Source organism: Hoeflea algicola (assembly GCF_026619415.1).
GTDB classification, from domain to species: domain Bacteria; phylum Pseudomonadota; class Alphaproteobacteria; order Rhizobiales; family Rhizobiaceae; genus Hoeflea; species Hoeflea algicola.
In genome coordinates this window covers 714,384-734,275 of sequence record NZ_JAOVZR010000001.1, presented here as the reverse complement: position 1 = coordinate 734,275, position 19,892 = coordinate 714,384, and the positions used below count along the sequence as shown (strand labels likewise).

Genomic DNA, 19,892 nt, shown 5'->3' with positions numbered 1-19,892 from the left:
GGTAGTTCAGGAAAATTACACAACTGGGAAAAGTGGAATTTCTTCCTGCTTTTAGGGGCTGTTGACGTTTACCTTGTGTGAATGAGCGTTGCGGCAATTGAGATGAAGGCTTTGATACTCTGGTCGGTTTTGCAAGAGTGCATTGCTATGCCTCTGTTTTCCCTCAACAACCTTGAGAGCTTCATGGGTAGTAGCACGTTCGATGCCTCCTGCCTTCGCATCTTGGTTCTCAATCAGCACCAGCACGATTACCAATTCCTGCAAGAAGGATTGTTGCAATGAGAACGGGCGGTTCTCGGTGCGGCAGCGTTGATTGCGGCGATTGCTAGGTGGCTGACATACCGCAAATCTTGTGACGAACCCGATTGGATATGCTGCTCGCACAGGAAGGCGCTACGCCGTTCTCGCGGCGCATTTGATGTTCAACCAGAAAACCGTCGAACCAAAACTCCCTGTTGCTCCCCGACGTTTGCTGCTCTCAGGCGCTTGGCAATTTTGGGTGTCTCAGAAATCCACCGCCGACCCCAAGTTCACACTCAACGCGCCAATGTGACTTAATAATGAAAATACAATTACTTAGACAGTAAATTGGCGGAGGGGATGGGCCTAGTATCCAACCTTCTCTACCTTCAATCAAGAAAGCTCATCGACGGCGATGACGTGAGACAGGTTTATCTGGCCGGCATTTACGGCCGCCACTTTTCTCTCAGAGGTGTCATCGCCTTCCCCGTCATTGTGCTGGACCGGAGCCCAGTCGCCAATTGAAGCGACATAAGCAAGTACGTTTGTGTGGGCTGTGTTGTGGCTGAATGAGACAATGTCCCGGCCTGCGTCGAGTTTCAGGGTGTCCTTCAAACATTTGACGAGGAAACCTCCGATAGCTTGAGACACGGCCGATCTAAATTTTTCGGTTTCGACAGGGCCACCGAAAGACGCTGAGCCACCGGGCGCAGCCACCGCAAAATAATAGTCTGGGCAAGTGTAATAGGCAAAATAGGGGTGACCGGATGCGCAGACGAATGCAATCTCCATGATCGCGCCCTCCAAGTGCTCCTTGGGGTATTGTCGAGCGGTTGTGCCAGTGAAAAGAATTTTCCCATTTCGGGTTATCGAGACAACGTCCACATCGTGCCCCATGACGCGAATCTTGCTTGAAGCTTCCTTCTTAAGAAAACCGAACATTAATTCCCCTACGAACGTGAAATTGTATCTGCGATGTATAACTTCGGTGTCCCTGCTCTTGCTATATAAAATCAGAGCTCGTGTGCTTTCATTGTAGAACTAGAGAATCCGGCAAGGTGGTCAGGAAGAGCTTGTCTCTCAGGCGTGCCACAAGATCTTTCCCGCTGGCCACGTCCAAGCTGGCGGTCTCGACTACCGTCTCCTGACCCGAGATCCGGAACTGCGCCTGGACGCCTTCATTGGCGCCGAGCCCGTCGTGGTGGGGATAGAGAAGAGTCAGCTTGGGTGCCTTGTAGAGATGGGCATACGCCATCATCTGGTAGACATCACCCTGGGAAACGCCCAGCTTCGGATCATCAATCCGCGAGGAGATCCGTTTCCATTTGGTGTCGATCACGTGGGCTACCTGCCCAGCCCGCCAGATCAGGATGTCGGGCTTGGTTTGGAACACGGCGCGGTCGTCCTCGAGCGAGGTTAGACAGAAGAGCCGCCCACCCTGCAGCGTAACGCGGAACTCGGTTCCGGCGAGAGCGCGCGTGACCAGTCGACCGACATACTCCTCGAAAAGGGCGTTCATTTCGAAAAGGAGCGCCGTCCCTTGGCCCGAGCCGCTGCTCGTCGTCTGGTATCGATTACGCAAGAATAATTGTGCCATGCCGAATAGATCCTGCCACGCGCGGTTCGTCCGGTCGATGATGACCTCGCCCCATTTCAGCGCTGGCACCGGAACATCCGAGATGTCGGCATAGACGAAGGCCAGTTCGCGAAGGCGCTGCTGATTGGCCGGACTCCGAGACATTTTGGACAGATGCAACACCGCCGCTTTCATAATTCGATTGAGCGCGATGTCTTGCGACAATTCGTCGAAGCGACAAGCAAGGCGTCCGGGGTTCGCTGCGTGGCGGGTAAATTGACGCGGCACGTCGAGCGTGCCGCGCAGAGCGGAAAGATCGTCCTCATGGCCGAGATAGCGACGAGGCATGCCGCGGCGGACTGCTTCGGTCAGCTTGTCGCAGAATATGCGGATAAGTATCTCAAGAAGCGTCTCGCGCTGCCAATCGAGATCGGTAATCCGCCCCATTTCGATCTTCAGATCCAACGCGACCGCGAGCATATGGACAAGACGCTTGCGGATCGCAGCGTTCTGCCGCTCCGCGCCTTCCTCCTGCACGACGTCAATTTTCGGAAGGATCTCCAGACTGCAACCCTGCGCAGCAATCACACCAACAACACCACGGGCCCGCAACTCGTGCCGCCGATCCTCCAATACTCCGCCGCCACCTCGGCCGGCAAAGGATGAAGTCTTCGCGAGCGCAACCAACCGACTTGCCAGATGTGCCGGAATGAAGCCCTCACCGTCGCCATGTGGCAGCGTGTCCCACTCCCGCACGGTATAGGACGGCATCAGGCCTCGAACTCCGAGAAATCGAACTGGTCTTTGACGCGCCAGCGCAGCTTCTCGCCAGCGAAATCGTCCTCGGCAATACCCGCAGGAGCGGCAAGTCTCCGTGCTTCCAGGAACCGCGCCTGGCCTTGTCCGGTTTCACCAAGGATGGCGGCAACTTTGGACCAGTCCTCGTAGAAATACTCCGCCAGCAGCGGGATCACTTTGTGACGCATCACCTCTTCAACATCGCCGCGGGTTGCGCAGCCAGTAAAGTAGGCGTGCCCGATCTGATGCTCGCGATCGAAGAGATATTCAATCCTGTCGTTTATCGTGGTCAAGAGCTTCTGCAGATCGATCCCGCCCATATCGGTTGGAAGGACAAGTGGGTTCGGCATCAGTTCACGGAACGTGAAGCGTCGGCGCAACGCCGTGTCCAAGAGCGCAATAGACCGGTCAGCCGTGTTCATCGTTCCGATGATGTGGAGGTTCGCCGGCACAGCGAAGGGCTTTTTCGAATAAGGCAGCACGAGGCGGATCTCGTTCGGCATGCCCAACCGTTTGTCGGGTTCCAAAAGCGTGATCAGTTCACCAAAAACCTTGGAGATGTTCGCTCGGTTGATCTCGTCGATGATGAGGACATGATCCCGTGCTGACTGGCTTGCGCGAGGTGTGTCATTGCCGAAAACGATTTCTTCCAGCGCGTCCCAGTCCACGAGTGATTGGTTTAGCTTGTATACCGAATGGCGTCGGAAGGCATTCCCGTAAAAGCGACTGCGTTCAGTTCCGGCGTCATTGCGCCAAAGCCACTCCACATGACGGCGGTGAGGATGAAATGTGGCCTCTGAGTCATAAAAATATTCGCTGGTTATTCTTCCGAATGCCTGAATCCGGTCACGACCATCCGAGACCACCACATAATCGCCGACCTGCATGTCAGCCCTGAACGAGAAGGTGATCACGACGTTTCCATCGTGGCCCGTCGCCTCGGAATCCTTCGTCGTTTTCCATTCAGAGAATATTTCGTTGAAATCGTCGAAACGCTCGTCTGACCAATCAATGTTCCCGCCCCAGCCGACATGGATCAAGCCGTGATCGAGACCGAAGCGAATTCGGTCACGTTCTTCCTCAACTTGCCGCCTCCCAAGTGCCACCTTGAAAACGCGCGCGGAACGATCCAACCGTACTGATGTGCCCACCTCAGCCTGATCAAGTCTTGCACGCTCACTAACGCGTTTGAATACGCCGTCGTGAGGCTTCAGCCGGAAACCCGCGCGGGTTTCCACCTCCTCAGGCCCCTCACCAGCGTCATCGCCGGTGCTTGGCCGTAGGCCTTCGACGAATTCCTCGTAAGACATGGACTGGTGAAAGGTCACGAACTCGATCCGTCCCTCGCTCACCAAACGCCGGTACTCGGCCATCAGCGCGTCACGCTTCTCGTTGCCTTGAAGCGCTGCTGCAGCCCGCTCGCCAAGACAAAGCCGGACCGCCTCCCATGCGGTGCGGTAGGTCTTGCCCGTCCCGGGTGGACCGTAGAGGATCAGGTTGGTCGCCGCACGCGTCGGCGTTGGCGTTGTAGTTTCTTCTGTCACGGTGGCCGCCTCCGCTTGCGATGCGAGCTTGTAGGTGAAGATGGTCGAACTGCTGGGGTTTGGCTCGGTATGAGTTGGCGGTGGCACTTGGGCCAACTGCTGAAACTTCTCACCGCCGAGGGCTTGGCAGATGTTTGGAAATGCGTCTTGCAGCCCCATGGTTGCTGCAAGATCGCCAGCCCGAATAGAAACATCGGACGCACCTTGCTCCCGTGCCGGCTCGATGAAGTAATTCAGCGCACAAAGTCGTATACGGTCGGCGCCACGCAGCACGTACTCCCTATCCGGCAGTTCAGATGGCATGTCTTCGGCGTCGACAATGATGAAACCACTGTTATGAAGTTGTGACACAGGACCGCTCGGCTGATTCCAACCGCCATGGATATCAGTAGTACTTAGAAGGTATCCGACGATTGGCTTGGTCGGATAAACACGGATTGGACGTGATCTGCTGGATCGAACCCGATAATCGCGCGGCGGTCCGAATGCGCTGAAGATTTCGGTATGGGTGCGGTGATCTCGATATGAGTCGAATGCGTCCATAGCGGCTTCTACTGCAGCCCGTGAGAAAACAGCTGAGGGTTCGTCAGTGCCGCCCTGTTCCGGTATCCCTAATTCTCGAGCGATCTCTGGATCGAGTTCGTACCGGACGAGTTTTTGAGCGCCAAACTTGAGGTAGTTGACGGGACCTCCTGAGAAAGCTTGGCACCGGGCGGCAAGTCCTTCGACTAATATCGCCCGCGCCACTTCCAGCCAATGCTCGGTGTGGATGGCTTCGTCCGCCCGGTTGCTTGCACCCTGTGGTTTTATTTTGAAGATCGATCTTCCTGTCCCACCATCCCGCACGGGTCGATACGGAGCGCTCTCCCGATCATAAAGAACGAGTCGTCGATCTGGGCCCAACCGGGTCATACATACATCTCCAAAGCACACAGCGTATTCACCAGCCGCATCTGCTCGACCGTCTCGCATTTCGCCTCGCGCAGGCGCGGAGCGCCGAAGACCAACGCAAGGCCCTTTGCACGGGACACAGCGACGTTGATCCGGTTGAGCGAGAACAGGAAGTCCATGCCGCGTGGCGTTTCCTCGGCTGATGAGGCGGTCATCGACACAAGGCAGACCGGCGCTTCCTGGCCTTGAAACTTGTCCACGGTGCCGACGCGGATGCCTTCGGGCAGTGCGTCCCTAAGCGCATTAACCTGCACGTTGTAGGGTGCGACCACGATGATATCCGACTGCCGCATGGAGCGCATCGTGCCGTCTCTGTCGGTCCATGTGCCGTTCAATAGGTCAGCTGCGGCTGCCTTGATTGCGGTTACTTCCTCGAGTGCGATCTGGGCGTTCCCCTCATGCGGGACCGGCACCCAGAACGCACCCGCTGGAGGAAACGCAGTGCCGGTCACCGCTTGGCTCGAGGTGTCGGGGTGGCTGGTCAACCGACCCTCATACACCTGGTTGGAAATGAAGCGGCAGACGTCTGGATGCATCCGGCGCGAGACAGGCAGAAAAATACCGCGGTCCGGTGGCACCGTCGCGTGATCGCCGAGCATCCAGTCGAGGCAGGAGAGGTTCGCAGGATCCGGATGCGCGCCCTGGATCACCTGCGGCAGCTGGCGCGGGTCGCCGACCAGCACGATGTTCCGCGCGGCACGCCCCATGGCCACCATGTTGGCGAGGCCAACCTGTCCTGCCTCGTCGACGAAGAGCCAGTCCAAGGTCTGCTCGAACTCCGGGCGCGAGAAGAAGAATGCGGTGCCCCCAACAACATGGGCCTCCGTCAACGCAGGGTCGTCGTTGGACGTGGCCCGCGTGATGCCGGTGAAGCCTTCGGGATAGCCATCCTCGTCGCCGCTCACCTTGTGGGCCAGTTCGGCGTCTTCCAACGCGGCGAGACAGCCCATCAGCACGTTCCGGATGGCCTCGTGGCTGTTCGATGCGACGCCGACCCGATAACCCTTGCGCACCAGAGACAAGATCGCACGCGCGGTGACATAGGTCTTGCCCGTGCCCGGCGGCCCCTGAATAGGCAGAACGGTGCCGTCCATCGCGCCCACGGCCGCAATCGCGCCCGCGACCGGATCGGCGCCATCCAACAGGTCAGGCTTCGTGCCAGTCGTCAGGCGCGGCGCCGCGCGAGACAACAGATCGTCTACGGCCGTGAATCGGCGCGGCCCGCATTGGTCGGCAATCACATCGCGCAGGGCAGCGGCGATGACACCGGTGTTGAGCGGCCAGTCCGGGTGAAGCGTCAGGCGGTCTGAGAGAAGATGCGCCTTCGCTGCCCCGGCCTTGAGGGTGATCTCACGCGCGGTCCGGTCCAGAGCGGCGATGCTGATCGTGGCGGGCGGTCCGTCATAGACCGGCACCGTCGCCGACCTGCCACCCCGCAATTTCGTCTCCTGCGGCGGGAAGCGATAGGTGCGCGCCATCGAGCGTTTCACGGGCTCAGCCGCGCCCACGGCCTCGAGCCCGGCAAGCGCGTCGAGATCGTCGATCAGATCGTCCACGTCCTTGCCAACGCTATCGAACACCGCCCATTGCGCGGGCTTCGCTTCGCGCTTGTGGAAAAGCCCGAGGTTGAACAGCATCTCCTGCCGGTCCTCGGGTAGGTCGGAGGCTGCCAAAGCCGAACGCAGCTCTTGCGTGTCGGCGTCCTCCTCCGCCTCCTTCATGCCCGCATCCTGACCGAGCGACGGCCAGGGGCCGCTGGGTCGAATGCCGACCAGCCAATCCCTCAACTCCTCGGTCGAAATGCAGTCTACGCGGTTGTAATCCTCGATCTCGTCGAGGATCTGCTGCTCCCCAGTCTCGCGCCACCGCTCATAGGCGACGACCGAGCCGCCCGCGGTCTTTACCTCGCCATCGCGCTTGCGGTCGTAGAAGGCCTCCATCGACTTGATGGAGTAATTCGGCTCAGAGCCGATCAGCGCACCGCGCACGACGGCGAACAGATCAACGAACCGCCGCTCCCGCAGAAGCCGATCGAGGAACGCCTCGCCGATCCCGTACTTCGTGGTCAGTCGGCGCAGGGCGGTGATCTCGTAGGGCGCATAGTGATAGATGCGCGCGTCCGGATAAGCCGTGAGGCGCGCACGGAAGAACTCCAGCAGACCAGCGAGCGCACGCGCCTCGGCAGCATGGTCATGCGCCCAGAACGCCCGGAATTGTCCGTCGAACCAGACGCCGTGGAGATACTCCAGACCGCCCTCGAAATGTGGGTCGCCTTCGATGTCGTAGAAAAGATCGCCGGCCTGCGGCTCGGGCAGCAGATCGAACCCTTTGCCGGGTTCCGGTGCGCGCAATTCGAAGGCGGGCAGCCCAGTTTTGCGGGCATGCTGAAGGCGGGCCTGCGTCACCAGGCGGAGGCGTGTGTTTTCCGCCATGCCGCGGATCGGATGATCGAGACCGGCGAGGGCTTCCATGGTCTGGATGCCCGCAGCTTCCAGTTTCTTCACCTGCCCACGGCTGATGTTGGCGACGTTGAACAGGCTATCTTCGGCCTGCCAGACGTCGGCGCAATGGTCGCCCCAGCGGCAAAGACCACAGTCCGCGCAGGGGATCGGACGGGTTGGCGGCGGATCGGCGACGAACCCTTCGAGCCGCGCCCGCGCCATGCGGGCATAGGCGGCGTAGTCCGATAGCCGAAGGGTCGCGCGGGTGCCGCCCCCCAATTCGACATGGGCGACCTCGGGCGCCGCGCCCTGAACCTCGCTCAGCAGATCGGAATAGAGCACCAGTTGCAAAACATGCTTGGGGTGCGGGCGGCGCTTCAGCTTCGTGTCGGCCACCTCGTAGCTGTACGCTCCGAGCGCGGAGGGTCTCTCGATGCGCTCCAGGAAATCAGACCAGCCGCCCCAATTGCCTGACAGGAAAGCGCCCTGAAACACCACGTCCGGACCAGCAGCCAGCGCCGCACGCGTGGCCTCGGCGTCACTCGCGAGGTTGCCCCTCGCTATCTCCACCACGTTTCTGCCCGCCGCTTTGAGCCGGGCCAGATGGGCGGCCTCGTGGGCGTCGCCCTGCTTCTGTAGCAGCGCCGTGTCTTCGCTGTCTTCGCGCGGCTTTGGTCCGGTGCCGCGCATGTGTGCCAGATCAAGGGTAATCGCGTGCGCGCACCCCATGAAGCGCATGAGATCCGAGGCGGACAGGAATATACAGCCGTCGAGGTTCCTCATTAATGCTCCAATACTTGCAACACTCAACCCCCGAGGGAATCGCCTCGACAGACCACAAGTTGATCAATAGCTTATGACGGTGTCAATTTCTGCCATAGAGGTCAAATGTCTTTCGCCATGGCTCAGGATCTGCTCCGTCTTGCCCAGATGGCCGCTTCCAGGCGGGGTGGCGTCAGCCTTGAGGGTATCTGCACCGTGTTCGACGTCTCGCACCGCACGGCGCAACGCATGACTGAGGCCCTGGACGTCGCCTTCGGCAATGTCACGACCGTAGACGCCGAGGACCGCCGAAGATATTGGCGGCTGGACGCGCGCCCACCCGAGCGGCTGCTGGCGGGGCTGACACCCCGTGACGCAACGAGGTCTGAAGCCGATGCCGAGGCGGTATTGGCCAGTCTCAGTCAGGTCATGCGTCCCGGTTCGACCGTCGCCCCGAGCCCCGGCGTGACGGATGCGGTCATGGACGCGCTGCGAGGCCCGTTTCGATTGCGCGTCATCTACGGATCTGTGGATGCGACGCCTAGGGTGATCGAACCGCTCGGCCTGCTGCTGTGCCACCGGAGCTACCTTGTGGCGCGGCAACCATCGCACAGCGAAACGATTCTGAACTTCCGCAGGGACAGGATCCATGCCGCCGATGTGCTGAACGAAAGCCTTGTGTTCGCCCCAAGCTTCACTTTGGAAAGCTATGCCGCCAAGGCTTTCGGCGTTTATCAGGATCCTGCGCAATACGGCGAGGTGATCTGGCGCTTCGCGCCCGAGGCTGCCGTGCGTGCCGCCGAATTTCGCCTTCACCCCACGCAGGTCCTGGAGCCACAGGATGATGGAAGCCTGATCGTTCGGTTCACTGCGGCCGGATGGCTCGAGATGGCGTGGCATCTCTATCAGTGGGGCGACAAGGTCGAGATGATAGCGCCTGACGGGCTGCGAACCTTGGACGAAGGGTATCAGAGGCCGGATTTCGAGGCCTTGCCGTGACCGGATCTTCAGAGAGGTATTGTAAAGCTCGTCTGGTCGCTTTGCGGCCACAGAGTCGTAGACGCGGTCCGCAACTGCCACAGCGCAGTTTAAACTATTGGAAAGCCGAAAGCCTAGTTCATTGATTCGACTACAACAACGCTCATTGTACAGATTTCTGGCTGATCCCTTCGGCAGGTCCACCCGCGCCTTGGAGTTGGACGGGAACTACATCCGGACTACACGCCGCGGCGAGGTCGTATCTATATCGTTGCAGTCGTTGGCGACCGCGCCTTTCATTAGAAAAGGAATGCTCGGAACCGCACTTACCATCAGTTCGAGCGAGTACAACGATGTTACGCTGAAGGGCGCGGGCCACCGAGATGCCCATGTATTTTCAAAACGGGTCAAGGATGCGTGGAATCGTTTCAATCTCGCGGCCCTCGAAAAGGAAGCGGCGCGCCTGGACAGAGTTCTCGCCGAGGTGATGTCGCTGGCAGCGCCGTCCCGATACCCCGCAGCGTGTCAAATCGCGCCTCTGCTCGAACAAGCCCGTGCTCTGAATGAATCGCTTCTGTCGAAGCTGAATGCCGAAGTCATCGGTCGCGAGACCGTCGCGCGTATTGCGCCCGTCCGGAAGTTCGCAGGCGACCCGCGCACGTTACGCGCGAACGGCATCGCGGCCTTCGTCACCGCCGAACTGGATCGATGGAAGGATTTCTTCGACACTATCGAGACCAAGCCGCTGACGCCGGAACAGCGCCTTTCGGTCGTCGTCGATGAGGATGCGACGCTCGTTCTAGCCGGGGCAGGATCGGGAAAGACGAGCGTCATCACCGCCAAGGCCGCCTATCTGATCAAGGCGGGCATTCGTCAGCCGAAAGAGGTACTGCTTCTCGCCTTCGCAAAGAATGCGGCGGAAGAAATGTCGAAACGTGTCGAGGCCCGATCCGGCGTACCCATCGTCGCGCGGACCTTCAATGCTATTGCCTATGACATCATCGGCATCGTCGAAGGGTCAAAGCCCGCTCTGGCCGATCACGCCACTGACGACATGGCTTTCACCAACCTGATCAAGCAGATTCTGAAGGACCTGGTCGACCGGCTATCGGATGTGTCGATGGCGATCATACGGTGGTTCGCGCATTTCCTGGTCGAGCCGAATAGTGAATGGGATTTCAAAACCAAACACGATTTCTACACCCACATGGAGGCGCAGGACCTGCGGACGCTACAGGGCGAGAAGGTCAAGAGCTACGAAGAACTGCAGATCGCCAACTGGCTCTACGAGAACGGTGTCGAATACGAGTACGAGCCGGTCTACGAACACAAGATCCCCGAAACCGGCAGGCGCGATTACCAGCCGGATTTCCGCCTGACCGAGAGCGGCATCTACATCGAGCATTTCGGGGTGCGCCACCAAAAGATGGCCGACGGCAGCGAGCGGCTGGTCACGGCGCCCTTCGTCGACCGCGACGAATACCTGGCAGGCATGGAATGGAAGCGGCAGGTCCACGCCGAGTATAAGACCACCCTGATCGAAACCTACAGCTATGAGCGCCAGGAGCGGCGGCTGCTGGAGGGTCTCGCCGAAAAGTTGGCACCGCATGTCAACCTGAAACCCCGACCGGTCGAAACGATCTATGACCGGATCGTCGAATTGAATCAGGTCGACGAATTCTCGAAGCTGCTCGGGACCTTCCTGCGCAAGTTCAAGAGCGGGGGCTACAGTCTGCAGGATTGCGAGACCAAATCCGACCGGATGAAGCTGGGCAAGCGTGCCCGGGCGTTCCTCGACGTCTTCGCGCCAGTCTTCGAGGAGTACCAGAAGCGTCTTGAAGGCCGGATCGACTTCGAGGACATGATCCTGCGCGCTGCGCACTATGCGGAGACCGGCCGCTATGACAGCCCGTTCCGCCACATCCTGGTCGATGAGTTCCAAGATATCTCGCAAAGCCGGGCCCGGCTGGTGAAGGCGCTCAAGGCACAGCATCCGGACGTGCGGGTCTTTGCCGTCGGAGATGACTGGCAGTCAATCTTCCGCTTTGCCGGGTCCGACATCCACCTGATGCGCCATTTCGGTCAGGAATTTGGCGGCAGCTTCGACGGCGAGACGGACGTTCACCGGTCTGTCGACCTTGGCCGCACCTTCCGTTCGATCGACCAGATTGCCTTTGCCGCTAGAACCTTCGTCCTGCGGAACCCGGCTCAAATTCAGAAGCTGATCGTCCCGGCCGGGACCGCGACCGAACCTGCCATCAGGATCGTGACCGTGTCCAAGGGCGAGGATAAGGCGAAACTGGCCGAGGTTCTTGCCGCCATGTCTGCGGTTGTGGCACAGGTGGTGAAGCCTGCGACGGTGCTGCTACTCGGCCGATATCGCTTCGTCGAGCCAGACCTGCGGGATCTGAGGCGACGCTTTCCGCGACTGAAGATCAGTTTCAAGACCATCCACGCCTCTAAGGGTCTGGAGGCTGACCACGTCATCCTGCTGAACGCCGACAGCGGGCGCACAGGGTTCCCGTCAGAGATAGTGGACGACCCCTTGCTGTCTATGGTGTCCCCGGAGGAGGAGGCGTTTCAGAACGCGGAAGAACGGCGCGTCATGTATGTTGCGATGACCCGGGCGCGCCACACTTTGACGATCCTTGCTTCGAAAGCCCGGCCATCGTCCTTTGTCACGGAGCTGAAGAAGGATCCCGTCTATGGCATCGCCGCTCTACCTGGCATGGAACTGGAGGAACACGGCTGCGGCGAATGTGGAGGGCGGTTGTTGGGCGTAAGGGGGAAGGATGGCCGCATCTGGTATCGCTGCGAGCATGTCCAGCATTGCGGAAACCTGCTGCCCGCCTGCCAATCCTGCGGAGCCGCTCTGCCGCGCCGCACGGATGGAACGGCGGAGGTACAATGCGGCTGCGGTGCCACCTATCCGACGTGCCCCGAATGCGAAGATGGCTGGCTGATTGAACGCAGCGGCAGTTATGGAAGGTTCCTTGGCTGCGTCCGCTATCCGACCTGCGTCGGGAAAGCGAAAATATCGAGCGGTGACCGGTCCGCAATCACGAAGCCGCGACGCCAAAACAGGGCGTGATTGAGATGCACAATTTTGCCCGTCGCCAGCCAAGACATACCTGGCCGCGCCTGCCATCATCCACCTGCAGGTAGTCACTGCTGTTCTTTGGCAGCGTGAACCCGTAACCCTGCAGGGTTACGAGCGAGAACCGGTTCATATTCGTGAAGCCGCCGAGGCCACGTCCGTCAAGATGGTGAAATTTCCAGATAGCCTGAGGTCATGATCAGGCGGCTTTCATTGCTATGCTGAGGATGGGGTCGACCTCCTCTCTGTCGATCTGGGCGAAGGCTTCGACCATCATTTAGCGGCTCGAAGTCTGCCATTCGTCATTCTGTTCGACTTAATTGAGGTGCCCATCAGGTTTGGACATGCCGACAAATTGCAAATCTCGTGTCCGGCGGCATTAACTTTACAGTGTGGTGCCACCGTCGAGGCTGATTCCATCAAAGAGGCGATCGCGGAAATTAATCAGGTGATGTTTCATCGCCTGACGGGCGCCTTCAGGCTTCCGGGCTTCAATCGCATCGACGATTGCCCTGTGTTCATCCTGCACGCCAAGCAAGTAGTCGCGCGGACGGGCGAGGGAATTCTGGTGAGCAATTCGCATACCATTGGACAGCGGCTCCAGCAGCTCATTGAATGCACGCAGGTAAAATTCATTCTTGGAACAGATTGTGATCATCTGGTGAAATTCGATGTCCTTCTCTTCCGATATACCCGCATCCAGATCACTCGACATCGCTTCGAGAATGGACTTTAGCTTGATGAGGTCAGAGCTAGTATGCCGACGCGCGCAGTAGTAGGCAGCGTCGGCCTCAAGGGATGTTCGAAACTCGAAACAGCGTTGCAAATCTGAAAGCGTGTCAAAATTATGGGTGGCGTTTTTCTGGATCCTCGGCGCAAATTTAATGTAGTTTCCTGATCCTCTTACAGAATAAATCAGGCCGTCTTCCTTTAGAAATTCGAGCGCCATACGCACAGTAGGGCGCGAAACATTATAATTACCTGCCAGCACATTTTCTGATGGTAACCGACTATTCAGTGGAAATGTACCATTCGAAATCGCCTCGAAGATTTTTCCATAGACAATGTTCGGCATCCCTTTTCGGCTCATGGTTTTATTCCAAATGCTGTGATCGACCCTGTACCAAAGTTGTTTGCGGGATCGCGGCCCACATTTCAAGCTCCACCTTGTAGGAACGCCGCAACGCACACCCTATAGCCGTGCGTACAGGCATAGGGGAGGTGAAATACCGCTTATAGACCTCATTGAATTGCGACCATTCATTGAGATCTGCCAAGAATACGTTGACCTTGAATACGTCATCAAGATCACAACCAGCATGCGCCAATTGGGCCCTGCAATTCTCGATCGTCTTATGGGTTTGGTCGGTAATTGTCTCCCCGATAAGATTGCCTTCAAGATCCAGTGCGGCTTGGCCAGAGATGACGGCAATTGGTCCGGGCGTAATCATCAGTACCGGCGAGTAAGGCCCTGCGGTGACGTGTTGTTGGGCGGCTGTTGGATGTTCAATGCGTCCGGAGTCCATTTTATTTACCTCTGTTACGTTTGATGTGACGCGCGAATTAGCATGTTCGATATTTGTAATAATATGTATTTTTTGGTTCGTCCAGAACTGGCCAAGCGTTCTGAATTTGCGCTCCCGTACAACACTAATTCACTCAAATTCGGACATAAAACTAAGTTTATGCGCCGCAGCCATAATGTTTGACAGAATTATGATGTTGTAATAAGTTGTAATAATAGTCATTACGGCTATGGCTGGGAAGAATGGCGACTTCCATTCTCTGTGGTCGAACCGAACAATGGAAACATGAGGATGCAAGGCTATGCGAATGAAATTTACAACAGGGCTGATCGGCGGTGTCATTTCCTGCGCCATGGCGATTTCGCTGGGCTCCCAGGCAAATGCCCAACAGGCTAATTGGAAGTTTTCAAGTGCATACAACCGCACGGTACCGATTTTTGGCGAGGCCGCCCTTGGTATTGCTCAGAAGACGACCGAGGCAAGTAATCGTCAGTTGAGAATTCAGTTTTTTGATCCCGGGGCGCTGGTGCCAGCGGCCGGAATTTTTGACGCGGTCGGCGAGGGAGCGATTGATGCAGGATATGCTGGCACCGGATTCTTTGTCTCTAGAGAACCTGCGTTGGCATTTTTCGATTCCATTCCGTTCGGCCCAGGCCTCTCAGAATATATCGCCTGGATCAAGGATGGCGGTGGGGCCGAGTTGCGCGACGAAATCCTGAAGCCCTACAATATCAAAGCGCTGACCTGCGGTGTGAATATGCCCGAGGCCGGCGGCTGGTATAACAAGGAAATCAACAGCGGCGCAGACTTCTCTGGGCTGAAGATGCGCATTGTCGGCCTTGGTGGTCGTGTGCTTGAGAAGCTTGGCGCATCGACGCAGATTCTCGCTCCCGGTGATATCTATCCTTCTCTCGAAAGAGGTGTGATTGATGCAACTGAATTTTCTAACCCTGCCTCCGACCTTGGGTTGGGTTTATATGAAGTCGCCAAGTATTACTACTTCCCTGGCTGGCAACAGCAGATCAGTTTCCAAACCCTATTTGTCAATCTTGACCGGTGGAATGAACTGCCATCAGCGCAACAGCAATTGCTTGAGGCCGTCTGTGCGGAAACTATGATCCAGATGATCGCGCGCGGGGAATCAGCCCAGACAGCAGCGTTGGCTGAGTTTCGTAGTAAGGATGTTGAGATCAGAACATTCCCGGACGTCGTGTTGAGCGACGTCAAGGCAGCTTGGGAAGACGTTCGTGTTGATCTTGAAAGTGGGAATGAAAATTTCGCGAAGGTTTCAGGGTCCCTGCGCGCATTCCAGGAAGACTACAAACAGTGGTCAACTATTGGCTATCTAAAGTAAAATATCAGGCGGCAGGATAGCTGTTAAGCAGTACTCCTGCCGTCGTCCACTACTGTACGACGTTAAACTGATTACAAATGAAAGAATATTTGAAATGCGACGCTGGTCAGTGATATCAAGGAATATTGAAAGCTGGATCGCGCGGATCGCATCCTGTAGCGGCTATCTAATGGTTCCCCTAGTTTTGGTTACAATATTTGATGTCGTAACCAGAAAGTTCTTCACCCTCGGCTCGACCGGGTTTCAGGAACTTGAATGGCATTTTCACACACTGGTGTTTTGCGGGATCTTGGCATTTGTGATCCAGGCTGACAGGAACGTCAGGATAGATATCTTCTACGATCAATTCTCTGTCCGAAAAAAAGCCTGGATTGACGTCCTCGGGTACCTCCTGTTTGCCTTGCCTTTTCTTGGAACCATCTTCATTTTTGCCTTACATTTTGTAGTCGCCGCCTACACGTCAGGAGAGGGATCCTTTTCGACCCAAGGAATTCCGCATCGCTGGTTAATCAAATCTGCACTTCTGATCGGGATTGCCTTGATGTTGGTTCAAGTGATCCTGGAGATTATCAAACGCATTAACACGCTGTTGGGTCATGGCGACACCATGGGCTTGGCCCCGAACGCTGGCGACGAGGTTTCCCCGGTTAATGAAGCCGACGGTGTGAAACAATGATTGCGCAGCTTGCTTACTATCTGCCGGGGATGATGTTTCTTGCACTGACCGGTCTTCTTCTTACCGGTTTTCCCGTTGCTTTGACCCTCGGCGGAACCAGCATAATTTTCGGTCTATTAGGTATTTCCGCGGGTATCTTTTCTTATGCGGAGTTCTTCAACATTTTGCCCCGAATATGGGGCGGGCTTGCAGAAAACCTGGTGCTTGTTGCAGCGCCAATGTTTGTCCTGATGGGGTCCATACTGGAACGAAGTGGAATAGCGGAAGACTTGCTGGACTCCGCCACGCACCTAAGCCGAAAATTGCCTGGTGGAACAGCAATCGCGATAATTCTGATTGGCATGGTACTTGGGGCGACGACCGGCGTCATTGCAGCCACAGTTGTAATGCTGACTGTGTTTGCAGTTCCGGCGATGCTCAAACAACAGTACAACAAGGAATTTGCGGCAGGTACTGTCGCTGCAGCTGGAACTCTTGGAATTCTCATACCGCCCAGCATCATGCTTATTTTCATGGGAGATATTCTTCAGGTCTCGGTTGGCAAGCTTTTTTGGGTGCAATTGTGCCCGGACTGATGTTGACAATTGTATATTGTCTGTTTGCGTTCAGTGTGGCGTATCTCCGCCCCGATGTCGCACCGCGGCCCGAGTTTGGCAACGCGGATGCCAATAATCGGGAAGTTTTCATCTCGGCGTTGAAGGGATTCGTCGCGCCAATCATTCTTATTGTTGCGGTATTAGGTTCAATATTCGGCGGTTGGGCGACACCAACAGAGGCTGCGGCGGTGGGGGCGGCCGGTGCATTCTTGCTCGCGTTAGTACGCAATCGCATGGACGTGAATATTTTCAGTCAGGCAATCCGCGACGCCGGAATAATGACTACCATCGTTTTTTCGATACTTATTGGTGCGACCGCTTTCTCCTACGTCTTTCGATCACTTGGTGGCGAGTGGCTGGTGTCCGATTTTGTAAATTTCATGGGCCTCGGTCCATGGGGGATACTATATTTAATTATGTTTATAGTATTCATATTCGGATTCTTCTTCGATTGGTTGGAAATAACTTTGATAGTTCTTCCAATATTTTCCCCACTAATTGTAAGTTCTGATTTTGGAATTGAATACTTTGGAAGAAACGATGTTTTGTTGTGGTTTGCCATTCTTGTTGCGGTAAACCTCCAAACTTCATTTTTATCACCTCCTTTTGGATACACCCTTTTCTACATGAAGGGTGCCGTGCAAAAAGAAATTGGAATTCTAACAATATACAAGGGTGTTATACCCTACATTATTCTGCAGCTTTTAGTTTTGTTTTCAATAATGGCATTCCCATTTTTGGTAACATGGCTTCCGAACTCAATACTGGGATAGAATATGACTAACGTTAAACTTGGTTTGGTAGGTTGCGGCCCAATGGGTGCGAAGCATTTCAAGGCTGTGCATTCACTTCCAGGCGTAGAAATTGCAGCGGTTTGCGATAAGGATCACGCACGGGCGAAGTTCGTTGCTGCTCAGTTTCCCTCGCTACGAGCAGACCCGGCGGTTTTTGACAATGCCGGTGCAATGTGCAGCAAGATCGGCTTGGACGGTGTAATAATCGCCACATCAGATTTTGCTCACCTTGACCCGGTAAAACAGGTGGCAGCATTTAACATCCCCATATTTTTGGAGAAACCGTTGGCCTCGACGGTCGAGGATGCAGACGCAATAATTGATGCATGCGCCGCCGCGCCCGTACAATTGGCAGTAGGACAAATACTTCGGTTCGAACCAGCCTATTTGTCAATGTATCAAGCGGTACAAGATGGTCGGCTGGGACGATTTGTTTCGGCGTTTCTTCGTCGCCACAGTTTGCAATCGGTAGCCGAACGTCTGGCGCCGACAACCAATGTGCTGGATTACCTGTCCATTCATGATTTCGACCAGTTGCGATGGATAAACCCCGGTGAGATCACCGAGGTCAGCGCCCGCGCCGCAAAAGGCCCGATCTATGAAAAGCATGGTTCACCGGATGCGGTCTACACCGTCATCAACTTTGCGGATGGTGGGATGGCTTGCGTTGAGAGCGCGTGGTCATTGACATCAAGTTGGGGTGGAACGGGCGCAGACACTCATTGGCAGCCATTTGGTGACGTTCGCTTCGATCTATACGGAAGCGACGGATTTCTCTCGCTCGATTTCAGGATGATGAATGTGATTGGAGTCAGCACGCAGCATGGTTTCATGGCACCTGAAAACCGGCATTGGCCTGATATTCACGGACGAACGGGTGGAGCTCTGCGTGAAGAACTTATCGACTTCGTTCACATGATCACAACCGGTACGGCACCCGTCGTTAACGGATACGAGGCGCGCAAGGCCGTCGTCATTGTTGATGCCGCAAAAAAATCGCTCGCCAATGGTGGTGCCGCCGTGCGGCCCTTGCCTGACAGAGTTGCCTGATCAAGCAGTATGACTGGAGTAGCTTAATGCCGAAGATATACAAGAACCTGATTGGTGGACAATGGTGCTCGCCGGTCGATGATGCACATTACGAAGCGGTTTCGCCGGCAACCATGAAGGTATTGGGAAAGGTTCCGCTGTCGGGCCCAATGGACATCGACCGTGCAGTAAAAGCAGCGCAATTGGCGCGGCCGGTACTCGCCGCGATGTCCCCCTGGGAACGTTCTCGATTGTGTTTGAATATAGCTGATCAAATGGAGGCAAGAAGCACCGAACTGGCTGAAGTGCTTAGTTCTGAGCAGGGCAAGCCGCTGCTAAGTGAGGCAAAACCGGAAGTGGCAAAGGCGATTCAGGGTTTTCGCGAGGCCGCCGAGCATATCAAATGGATGGAAGGTGCTACGATTTCAGTAGCCGATGCGACCAAACGCGTGTTCACATTCCGGCAACCGCGGGGAGTTTATGGCGTCATTACTCCATGGAATTTTCCTATAAATATTCCCGTTGAGTATTTGGCGCCCGGTCTTGTTGCCGGGAACGCGATCGTCTGGGTTCCCGCGCCAACGACAAGTATCTGCGCCCTGAAAGTAGCAGAGTGCATTATGGATGCAGGTGCACCAGACGGATCCGTGAACGTAGTAACCGGCCATGGACCCGTCGTCGGTGATGCATTGGCCATACATGAGAATGTGGACGGTATTGGGTTCACGGGCAGTTCTGCGACCGGAAAGCTGATAGCAGCTCGAGCTGCTGGCAAAGCGCAGTTGATGGAATTGGGTGGAAACGGTCCGGTAATCGTTCTCAATGATGCAGACCTAGATTTGGCTGCTGCTGCTATCTGCATGGGAAGTTTTGTCAATGCTGGACAGATCTGCTCTGCCAGCGAGAGAGTGCTTGTTGACCGGCGAGTTGCCGATGAACTGACAGAAAAAATCGTTGCGATCGCCAAAGGTGTCGTTCTCGGTGATCCCATGAAGGCAAACACTACGATGGGCCCACTAAATAACCGCGGGGTAGCTTCAAAAGTGGCCGACCATATTAGTGAGGCGGAAGCTGCGGGGGCACGCATATTAATTGGTGGGAAACCGCGCCCCGAGTTGGGTAGCGACCTATACTACTCACCGACAGTCGTAACGGATGTGCCGCGCAACAGTAAATTGGCGCGAGAAGAAACCTTTGGTCCGGTTGTTCCTCTAATTGTTTGCGATTCCATCGAAGATATCGTTAACGTCGCATTAGATGACAGACTTGGACTTGCTGCAAGTGTGTTTACCAAGCGATTGGACATGGCGTTTTACTTTTCCGAGATTTTGCCGGCTGGCCTAGTTAACATAAATGAGAGAAGCAGTTACTGGGAGTTGCATATACCGTTTGGCGGCGGGGCAGGTACCGATAGCGGAACCGGACGGATCGGTGGCAAGCACGCATTGGAGGCGATGTCCGTTCTTAAGGCAGTTTCGGTGAATGTCGGTCGTTCAGTCGGTGAGCGTAAGTTGCCGTGATTTTGAGTTG

At 56.2% G+C, this 19,892-nt stretch carries 13 protein-coding genes and 1 pseudogene; 7 read left to right on the top strand and 7 right to left on the bottom strand.

Translation table 11 applies throughout. The annotated features are described in order from the left end of the window. Positions 1–51: 51 nt before the first annotated feature. The 5 genes from OEG84_RS03675 to OEG84_RS03655 all read right to left on the bottom strand — a co-directional run bounded on the left by OEG84_RS03675 (position 52) and on the right by OEG84_RS03655 (position 8,333). Positions 52–264 (bottom strand): hypothetical protein, encoded by a 213-nt coding sequence (locus OEG84_RS03675; protein WP_267652477.1) that lies wholly within the window; start codon positions 262–264, stop codon positions 52–54. Positions 265–633: 369 nt separating this feature from the next. Continuing rightward, positions 634–1,182, bottom strand: a complete 549-nt coding sequence (locus OEG84_RS03670) for a hypothetical protein (RefSeq protein ID WP_267652476.1) — start codon at positions 1,180–1,182, stop codon at positions 634–636. An 88-nt stretch (positions 1,183–1,270) separates the two neighbouring features. Continuing rightward, the gene (locus OEG84_RS03665) at positions 1,271–2,587 is read right to left on the bottom strand and encodes an McrC family protein (RefSeq protein ID WP_267652475.1); all 1,317 of its coding nucleotides are present in this window, start codon (positions 2,585–2,587) and stop codon (positions 1,271–1,273) included. Next, the gene (locus OEG84_RS03660) at positions 2,587–5,070 is read right to left on the bottom strand and encodes an AAA family ATPase (protein ID WP_267652474.1); all 2,484 of its coding nucleotides are present in this window, start codon (positions 5,068–5,070) and stop codon (positions 2,587–2,589) included. The genes OEG84_RS03665 and OEG84_RS03660 overlap by 1 nt, the downstream gene beginning before the upstream one ends. Then, positions 5,067–8,333, bottom strand: coding sequence for a TM0106 family RecB-like putative nuclease (locus OEG84_RS03655; RefSeq protein ID WP_267652473.1), 3,267 nt, complete (start codon positions 8,331–8,333; stop codon positions 5,067–5,069). The genes OEG84_RS03660 and OEG84_RS03655 overlap by 4 nt, the downstream gene beginning before the upstream one ends. Before the next feature lie 105 nt (positions 8,334–8,438). Between OEG84_RS03655 and OEG84_RS03650 the strand changes: the two genes are divergently transcribed. Beyond that, a complete protein-coding gene (locus OEG84_RS03650) occupies positions 8,439–9,311 on the top strand; it encodes a helix-turn-helix transcriptional regulator (protein WP_267652472.1) in 873 nt (290 codons plus the stop codon). A 97-nt stretch (positions 9,312–9,408) separates the two neighbouring features. Continuing rightward, positions 9,409–12,381, top strand: coding sequence for a UvrD-helicase domain-containing protein (locus OEG84_RS03645; protein ID WP_324288170.1), 2,973 nt, complete (start codon positions 9,409–9,411; stop codon positions 12,379–12,381). Between the two features lie 391 nt (positions 12,382–12,772). Here the strand turns inward: OEG84_RS03645 and OEG84_RS03640 are convergent, their stop codons facing one another. Both OEG84_RS03640 and OEG84_RS03635 read right to left on the bottom strand, forming a co-directional pair. Next, positions 12,773–13,477, bottom strand: coding sequence for a FadR/GntR family transcriptional regulator (locus OEG84_RS03640; protein WP_267652470.1), 705 nt, complete (start codon positions 13,475–13,477; stop codon positions 12,773–12,775). Between the two features lie 4 nt (positions 13,478–13,481). Further along, positions 13,482–13,913 carry a RidA family protein gene (locus OEG84_RS03635; RefSeq protein ID WP_267652469.1) on the bottom strand — a complete coding sequence of 144 codons (432 nt, stop codon included), beginning with the start codon at positions 13,911–13,913 and terminating at the stop codon, positions 13,482–13,484. A gap of 307 nt (positions 13,914–14,220) precedes the next feature. Between OEG84_RS03635 and OEG84_RS03630 the strand changes: the two genes are divergently transcribed. The 5 genes and pseudogenes from OEG84_RS03630 (at position 14,221) to OEG84_RS03605 (ending at position 19,882) form a co-directional block, all read left to right on the top strand. After that, positions 14,221–15,267: a TRAP transporter substrate-binding protein gene (locus OEG84_RS03630; RefSeq protein WP_267652468.1), complete on the top strand. Its 1,047-nt coding sequence runs from the start codon at positions 14,221–14,223 to the stop codon at positions 15,265–15,267. 94 nt (positions 15,268–15,361) lie between these two features. Next, positions 15,362–15,943 carry a TRAP transporter small permease subunit gene (locus OEG84_RS03625; protein ID WP_267652467.1) on the top strand — a complete coding sequence of 194 codons (582 nt, stop codon included), beginning with the start codon at positions 15,362–15,364 and terminating at the stop codon, positions 15,941–15,943. After that, positions 15,940–17,312: pseudogene (locus OEG84_RS25450) on the top strand (TRAP transporter large permease). The gene OEG84_RS03625 and the pseudogene OEG84_RS25450 overlap by 4 nt, the downstream one beginning before the upstream one ends. A gap of 3 nt (positions 17,313–17,315) precedes the next feature. Next, positions 17,316–18,383, top strand: a complete 1,068-nt coding sequence (locus OEG84_RS03610; RefSeq protein WP_267652464.1) for a Gfo/Idh/MocA family protein — start codon at positions 17,316–17,318, stop codon at positions 18,381–18,383. A gap of 26 nt (positions 18,384–18,409) precedes the next feature. Then, entirely contained in the window at positions 18,410–19,882 is a 1,473-nt protein-coding gene (locus OEG84_RS03605; protein ID WP_267652463.1) for an aldehyde dehydrogenase family protein, read from the top strand. Positions 19,883–19,892 lie beyond the last annotated feature (10 nt).

Coding starts and splice junctions, on each gene's coding strand:
- OEG84_RS03635 (WP_267652469.1), bottom strand. CDS start 13,913: ATGGACTCCGGACGCATTGAACATCCAACAGCCGCCCAACAACACGTC.
- OEG84_RS03665 (WP_267652475.1), bottom strand. CDS start 2,587: ATGCCGTCCTATACCGTGCGGGAGTGGGACACGCTGCCACATGGCGAC.
- OEG84_RS03660 (WP_267652474.1), bottom strand. CDS start 5,070: ATGACCCGGTTGGGCCCAGATCGACGACTCGTTCTTTATGATCGGGAG.
- OEG84_RS03655 (WP_267652473.1), bottom strand. CDS start 8,333: ATGAGGAACCTCGACGGCTGTATATTCCTGTCCGCCTCGGATCTCATG.
- OEG84_RS03670 (WP_267652476.1), bottom strand. CDS start 1,182: ATGTTCGGTTTTCTTAAGAAGGAAGCTTCAAGCAAGATTCGCGTCATG.
- OEG84_RS03610 (WP_267652464.1), top strand. CDS start 17,316: ATGACTAACGTTAAACTTGGTTTGGTAGGTTGCGGCCCAATGGGTGCG.
- OEG84_RS03630 (WP_267652468.1), top strand. CDS start 14,221: ATGAAATTTACAACAGGGCTGATCGGCGGTGTCATTTCCTGCGCCATG.
- OEG84_RS03640 (WP_267652470.1), bottom strand. CDS start 13,477: ATGAGCCGAAAAGGGATGCCGAACATTGTCTATGGAAAAATCTTCGAG.
- OEG84_RS03605 (WP_267652463.1), top strand. CDS start 18,410: ATGCCGAAGATATACAAGAACCTGATTGGTGGACAATGGTGCTCGCCG.
- OEG84_RS03650 (WP_267652472.1), top strand. CDS start 8,439: ATGTCTTTCGCCATGGCTCAGGATCTGCTCCGTCTTGCCCAGATGGCC.
- OEG84_RS03625 (WP_267652467.1), top strand. CDS start 15,362: ATGCGACGCTGGTCAGTGATATCAAGGAATATTGAAAGCTGGATCGCG.